Below are 6,994 nucleotides of genomic sequence, written 5' to 3'. Positions count from 1 at the left end.
GATTTTAGTTTCTGGAGTTTGTTAGTGCTAACGATAATTGTGATTTTTTACTTGACAGGGGTCATTACATAACAGCGTGAACTAGGGCGGGAAAGTCTCGAACACTAACCTAGAATTATGAAATAAGCGTTTCTGGCTTATGAATAATTCGTAGTTAGGTGAGAGCTTTGCCCTAGTGAACGCGTTTTAGAGCGTGAACCAACACGGTTTGATTTTGAGCATAGCCTAGACTAACGCCGTGAGCGGTTTTCGCTTACAAGTTAGACGTAGCTAAGCGCAAAAATCAGTGTAGGTGAACGCGTTTTAGAGCGTGAACCCTAATTTAAGGCACAAAAAAAGATACAGTGCACCACTGTATCTCAAAAAAGCACAATGGTGTCTTATTAGATCGGTTCACACTACTAGATTTATCAAACACAAATAAACAGACACTTTAATCTGTTTTTCTGATATAAAAGTCTAGCAAATGCCCGACATAAGACACCCCTCCGTTAATTAATAATTTTAGGATAACATGAGCGCTTTATACTGTCAATTCATCGTCAATATCACAGAACTAGCCGCAACAACCTCCGTATTCACCAATAATTCAATCAGATGCATCCCTGGATAAAGCCGGCGTGTACTTAACGGCTGCCACTTAATGGTTAACATCCCCGATAAGCACTGTTGTGGCGTCAAAACAATCCGCTTTACAAAGAAATCTTTAAAGGCACCGACTTTGTTTTGACGAATATAATGCACCCGATAACCAATATATAACGGCAGTTCCGTCTGTGCCGCCGAAGTTAGCGTGTAAGCCAGCGTCGAATTTTTTCCTAACTGAACCGTCTGCTGTTTGGGCGTTAAGTTCACTGACTTCAACTGCATTACAGCGCATTTGGCATAACCTAATAACGTCAAAACTTCAGTATTTCCCTGCTTAAATAAAGTGCGCAGACCCCTTGCAATAATCCAGTCCGTCGTCTTTTTTTGACCCCAGTAATTTTGAACAAACTCGATTACTGCCTGGGGATGATCTTTGCTAATATCATTTAAATTATTTGCCACCGACTTTTGGACATACAAACTTTCATCAAACATCAACTTTTTTAAAACGGTAAAAATAGGTGCCGGATCAGCGACATATTGGCGCAAGCGTGTCCCCCAAGGTAATCGTGGCCGCATCCCCTCACTGGCCAAGCGTCGGATCGCCGCCACTGAGCTTGAACTCCACGCCAACATTTGTGCCTGTGTTTGTTCCGGTGCCGCCACTAGAAATGGTCGAATGGCATATTCCGCCGTGGAAAACTGGGTTAACAAAGCCAATAAATCCATAGCTGTCTGCCAATGCTTTAAGCCATAACACGCAACATAATTTGGCAGACAAATTGCAGCTAAGCCCGTAAACTTAGGCCCAATCGCTGCTAGAATTGGAGCAGCAGCTTCAAAATCGGCTGGCAGTTGATCGTGTAAAGCCACTGTTATTCGATCACAGCGCTGCATGAGCTTTAAATCCACCCAATCCGCAGTCAAACAAGTTTTTAAAAACTTAACCATTTGGAAACTGGCATCTTGTTCGTGAATTGCCGTGCCCAATGTCTGAATAAATGTTGCATCATAAATTTCTTTTCGCGCTGTTGCCAAGATTGCCGCCACCTTTATTTTAGATAACTAAAGTTTAACATTTTGAACGTACGTTCGTCAATTAGTTTATTAACCATAAAAAAACAAGCTCAGAAATTATCGCTGAGCTTGCTTTTTTTTAATCCTTAAAGCCATTATACATCTGCAATATTTGACGCTACCATTGCTGGTGTAAAAGTTTTCACTTCATAATCAGCTAAATTAGGATAGTAAGCATCCCCTGCCAAAATTTCGTTCAATGCCGCTAAACTTTGGGCCCGAGCTATAATAACGCCCGCCATTTCAAATGTTTGTGAAGGCCCAACAATTAAGAAATCCCCTTGTTCAAAATGCTTTGTAAACCAAACTTTATGTGCTTCAAGTCGTTTTTTATCTTGTTGCGCTTCTGCTTTAATTTTAATTCTAATTAAATACATTGTATCCTCGCCACCTTATTCATAATCTTCAAGTAATGCTAATGTTGGTGCTGTCACGTAAGCTTTATATTTTTCAACTTGTTGCGCTAATACTGCTGGTTCAAGGGCACTGGCGCCAACCGTCAAAAATGGTTTAACATACTTCATACCAATCAAATGACTTGTAGCTTGCAAAGGCCGTAATAATTCGGTAACTGTGTAGCCAAATGTCCCTGAACGACCATAATTTTCTGCTTTAGCACCCGGAGAAACTGCTAGTGCGAGTTCTTTATCTTTCAAAGCATGCCCTTTTGAACCGTAAGCCCAACCGTAAGTTAGTACATCATCTTCCCATTGTTTTAACAACGCAGGGCTACTATACCAATACATTGGAAATTGCAAAACAACCCGATCAGCCTGGCTGAGGACAGCTTGTTCTTGGGCCACATCAATTTTGCCATCAGGATATAAATCATACATATAACGGACGGTGACCCCCGCCGTTTGTGTTAATCCTTGGGCTAACTGCCGATTGACTTGAGAGGTTTTAATATTTGGATGGAAAACTAAAACAACAATTTTTTTCACTTATAAAGATCCTTTCTCTTTAAACTGACGTTTGCGTTCATTTTCTAACTGAATGGTTTCTGGAATTTTGTATTCTTCAAAATAACTTTTATTGGCTCTAATTTCACCAGATTTATAAAGTGAAATTTTGTGATCTAACCGTTTCAACGACCGCTCTAGATCCGCTTGCTTCTCCAATAATAGCGTCCTTTGTGCCTCTAACAGGTTTTGCCGCGCCATTAGCGTTTTATCTCCTGCTTGAACCATCTCAGTATAATCATGTAAAGCTTCGATCGAAATACCTGAACGCCGTAAACAAACTAACATTTCTAACCAGCCTTGCAACGCCTCGTCAAAATAGCGATTACCATTAGCTTTTCTTGGAACTGGTGGCATTAGCCCAATTCTTTCGTAATAACGAATGGTGTCTGTTTTAATCGCATATTTTTGACTCACTTCCTGAATACTTAGTACGGACATTTGATCGCCTCCATAACATTAACCGATTATATTGGTTGAAGTGCACTCCAAGTCAAGCAAAAATTTCAATTTTATTAATACCTCTTAACTATATAAAGTATGCACGTTGAGTATTTGTCAAATTTGTTCTAGTAAACTATACTGAACAGGAATTCTTATTTTGTGCGCCTTAAATTTGGAACTAGAAAAGGAGACAACTATGAAACATACTGTATTTGTAAAACCTGGCAAAGTTGAAATTGAAGATAGCCAAAAACCAACGATTCAAAAAGATGATGACGTTATTATTCATGTGGTTCGGACTTGTGTGTGCGGCTCGGATCTATGGGGTTATCGAGGCTTAGATGATACACCAGAACATTCTGAAAATTCTGGTCATGAAGCCATTGGGATTGTAGACGCTGTTGGGGATGCCATTACAACCGTGAAACCTGGCGATTTTGTCATTGCTCCATTCACCCACGGCTGCGGCCATTGTGCAGCTTGCTTAGCCGGTTTTGATGGCGTCTGCCAAAATCATACGGATAACTTTAGTAATGGGGTTCAGTCTGAATATGTTCGTTTCCAACATGGCGAATGGGCTTTAGTCAAAATCCCTGGCCAACCAGAAGACTACAGTGACGCCATGTTAAACTCATTGTTGAGCTTGGCTGACGTCATGGCTACCGGTTACCATGCTGCTCGGGTGGCAAACGTTAAAACTGGCGATACAGTTGTTGTTGTCGGTGATGGCGCTGTCGGTTTATGTGGTGTTATTGCCGCTAAAATGCGAGGTGCTAAACGTATTATTGCCATGAGCCGTCATGAAGATCGTCAAAAATTAGCCCTTGAATTTGGTGCAACGGACATTGTGGCTGAACGTGGCGACGAAGCCATTGCCAAAGTTAAAACTTTGACAAACGGTGCCGGTGCGGATGCTGTCTTAGAATGTGTTGGGACTGAATTAGCCACAGACACTGCTTTTAAAGCAGCACGTCCTGGCGCCATTGTCGGCCGGGTTGGCTTGCCCCACGAACCTAAGATGGATATGACAGAATCTTTCTACAGCAATATCTCAGTTGCTGGCGGCCCTGCTTCTGTTACAACTTATGACAAACAAGTTTTGTTAAAAGCCGTCTTAGATGGTGACATTCACCCAGGTAAAGTCTTCACCCAACAATTTAATTTAGATGAAATTGACGACGCTTATCAAGCGATGACAAATCGTGAAGCGATCAAATCTTTAGTTGTTGTAAGTCATTAATTATTTCTATGTAATTTAAAAACGGATCAATCGCCAATAATAGCGACTGATCCGTTTTTTTAATTCATTAATATTGCGTTATGATAATCCGATCGCTTTCACCAGACCCATTGCCGTTTAAAACATGAAAAAAGGTTGGCTTAAACGTATTTTTAAACCAACCTTTTTATAATTTTACCGCCCTAATACTTGTCTAACATCCGTCAAAACTTGATCGATATCACCTTTGATAGCTTGTGCACGATCTTCAATAAATTCTGGCAAAAATTGATATTCTTGATTCACCATAATATCATAGCTATCTTTCATGTGCCCTGTCAGCATCCAAAATGGCTCTTGAATAAACATCGGTGTCATCCGACCAACACCAAGTTCCACAAAAACAACATTCTCTGTTTCCAAATGAGCCGTCACATCATCAGAAATTTTTTGATATTCCTCATGATACCGTGCCCCTTCCAAAAAGTTCCCGTAGCCCCGTACCCAAGGAAACGCTTCTGCACCACAATTTGGACAACGAGGTATTAGTTCACTAGGGATTTTCGTATCATCCCCCATCGCTTCAACCATTTTAGCCACTGGTGCCGTCGCATCCCAAACTTCATCAGTACAATTTTTAGAGCACTGGAAGAATCGGTGATCTCCTTGGATTTGCGCAACTTTATCTTCTGGAAAAGCTTTAATGGCCTGTGTATCTTGGTTCGTTGTTACAATAAAATAATCCTTATCTTTTAGAATTGCCTGTAAATCAGCATAAGGCTTACGAACGGCCGCATGTTGGGTTGTATATAAGAAGGTTGCCATATAAGCCCAGTATTCTTCTCGAGTCTTCCAAGGATAGCGTACCCCTGCAAAAGCACCTTTAATACCGTACTTTTCAGCAAATTTGCCGAAATACTTTTTGAAAGAAGGCGTGTCCTCATAATAAAAATCTCCGCCACCAGCTGCCGAAAGTCCTGAAGCACCGCCAATGATCACATGATTTGCCTTTTTAATTTTATCTGCGAAAATTTGAATTTGTTCGTCATATGATAATGGTTTTTTCTCTGATAATTTAACTGGTGTTTGGCCTTGGGCATACATGCCATAGTAATTTTGATAATTCATTTGAGCTTGTAAAACAAGTTGTTCATACATTGAGTCGTTCATCGTGCCATTCCTTTCGCAATTGCTTGTAAATTTATTTTAATGTCACCGGTAACTGCTAAACTTCTATCTGTAATTTGAGGCAAAATATTGATTGCCTGCGGTAAATTAAGGGTTATAAATTGCCAAGTTGGCTGTTTTGCTACGAGCTGCATCATAGGCATTTTGATCAGCTGATTATTAGCCCCAATCCCCAATTCTAACTGTACGACTTTACCATCAGCGTGCTGCTGTGTGAAATTTTGAAACGCTGTATACTGTGCCTGCCATGGTTCAGAGCGTTCTTCTAGGCCCGCAAAATTACCTTCAATCTCCCATAATTTTGAAGGCGCATAACCATTTAATTGAAAGTGGGTATCCGCATTAGAGGTGACCACAAAATAGGGTTTTGTCCCAATGATTTCTTTTAAAGTTTTAAATACATCCGTTGGCTGATAATCCTCAATTAAAAAGCGCCGAACTTGTGTCATATAGGCTTGATGCTCTGCTTCTGGTAAAGGACTGAATAACCCTTGAATCAGATTTTGGAAGCCATATTTCTCCCGAAAATCATTAAAATAATGTTTAAAATTCGCATCGTCTGCAAATATATGGTAGCCTTCCGCAATGGACAGTCCATTACTGGCACTAATTAAAATAGCATCGGCAGCTTGCAGTTGCTGCTGAGCTGATAAGATTGCTTCAACCAAATTGATCATCCTCACTTAAAAATTTACAACACGTTGCATAATTATTTACATAGTGTATAATCATTTACACAGTGTATCGAACTTTTTTAAGTATACTAAGCTTTGTGCTAAATTTTAAGCACAACTCTCCCAAAAAGATTTTTTTGTAGACATTTATTCAAAACTGTAGAGGATTTATAATTATGACAAAATTACGTAAAGTTGATCGCAGAACGGTCTATACGATAAGCGTTATCAAGGATAGTTTCTTAGAATTAATCGCCCAAGAAACTTATGATAAGCTCACCGTAGCGAAAGTCTGCCGCAAAGCAGAGATTACCCGCTCCACATTTTATTTGCATTTTGACAATTTAACCGCTGTTTTAGATGCCGTTTTGGCAGATGCTTTATTATTTGATCAATCGCCTAAACAAGCCTTAGAGCCATTGACATCAATTGAAGCTTTCAAACAAAATGAATCCTTACTGCCTGTCTGTCAACGCATCGGTGCCACGTCAAAGTATCAAAAACTATTGATGGATCCGGCTTTAAGTGATTACATCATTGGCGCAATTATGAAGCATGAACGGGCTAACGTTGTCCCGGGCATTCAAGCTCAAACTGGTTTAAATGCCCAAGATGCTGACTTGCTCTTTCACTATATGATCCACGGTTCTTTTGCCATCAACAAACAGCATCACTTTGTAAAAGATGATGCTTGGTATCATGAACTCCAGTTGTTGAATAAATTTATAAATTCGGGTTACCTTGCTTTTAAGCAAGATGTTTAAGTATCGAGTAGGAGGTAGCTAAGCTACCGACCTCTCACACCACCGTACGTACGGATCCGTATACGGCGGTTCAATAAT

The 6,994-nt window shown here is 40.2% G+C and carries 8 protein-coding genes; 2 read left to right on the top strand and 6 right to left on the bottom strand.

Translation table 11 applies throughout. The features are described 5' to 3' along the window. Nucleotides 1-531: 531 nt before the first annotated feature. The 4 genes from EKM93_RS13315 to EKM93_RS13300 form a co-directional block, all read right to left on the bottom strand. A complete protein-coding gene (locus EKM93_RS13315) occupies nt 532-1,626 on the bottom strand; it encodes a DNA alkylation repair protein (protein WP_225423722.1) in 1,095 nt (364 codons plus the stop codon). Between the two features lie 134 nt (nt 1,627-1,760). Then, nucleotides 1,761-2,042 (bottom strand): YciI family protein, encoded by a 282-nt coding sequence (locus EKM93_RS13310; RefSeq protein ID WP_125716012.1) that lies wholly within the window; start codon nt 2,040-2,042, stop codon nt 1,761-1,763. Nucleotides 2,043-2,057: 15 nt separating this feature from the next. After that, complete coding sequence (locus tag EKM93_RS13305; protein WP_125716011.1) at nt 2,058-2,609, bottom strand: NAD(P)H-dependent oxidoreductase; 552 nt, start codon at nt 2,607-2,609, stop codon at nt 2,058-2,060. Beyond that, on the bottom strand, nt 2,610-3,068 hold the full coding sequence (locus EKM93_RS13300; RefSeq protein ID WP_125716010.1) for a MerR family transcriptional regulator: 459 nt from the start codon (nt 3,066-3,068) through the stop codon (nt 2,610-2,612). Nucleotides 3,069-3,267: 199 nt separating this feature from the next. Between EKM93_RS13300 and EKM93_RS13295 the strand changes: the two genes are divergently transcribed. Continuing rightward, nucleotides 3,268-4,311, top strand: coding sequence for a zinc-binding dehydrogenase (locus tag EKM93_RS13295; protein WP_125716009.1), 1,044 nt, complete (start codon nt 3,268-3,270; stop codon nt 4,309-4,311). A gap of 174 nt (nt 4,312-4,485) precedes the next feature. Here the strand turns inward: EKM93_RS13295 and EKM93_RS13290 are convergent, their stop codons facing one another. Next, nucleotides 4,486-5,460, bottom strand: coding sequence for an SIR2 family NAD-dependent protein deacylase (locus tag EKM93_RS13290; RefSeq protein ID WP_125716008.1), 975 nt, complete (start codon nt 5,458-5,460; stop codon nt 4,486-4,488). Next, a complete protein-coding gene (locus tag EKM93_RS13285; RefSeq protein WP_225423721.1) occupies nt 5,457-6,146 on the bottom strand; it encodes an SIR2 family NAD-dependent protein deacylase in 690 nt (229 codons plus the stop codon). Before EKM93_RS13285 ends, EKM93_RS13290 begins: the two co-directional genes overlap by 4 nt. A 182-nt stretch (nt 6,147-6,328) precedes the next feature. Here EKM93_RS13285 and EKM93_RS13280 point away from each other — a divergent pair, with 182 nt between their 5' ends. Next, nucleotides 6,329-6,916, top strand: coding sequence for a TetR/AcrR family transcriptional regulator (locus EKM93_RS13280; protein WP_125716006.1), 588 nt, complete (start codon nt 6,329-6,331; stop codon nt 6,914-6,916). The last annotated feature ends 78 nt before the right edge of the window (nt 6,917-6,994 follow it).

The sequence above is a fragment of the Agrilactobacillus yilanensis genome (genome assembly GCF_003946725.1).
In the GTDB taxonomy this organism is placed as follows: Bacteria; Bacillota; Bacilli; order Lactobacillales; family Lactobacillaceae; genus Agrilactobacillus; species Agrilactobacillus yilanensis.
Note: the sequence above shows the minus strand (reverse complement) of the source record. Positions and strands in the feature narration are given on the sequence as shown.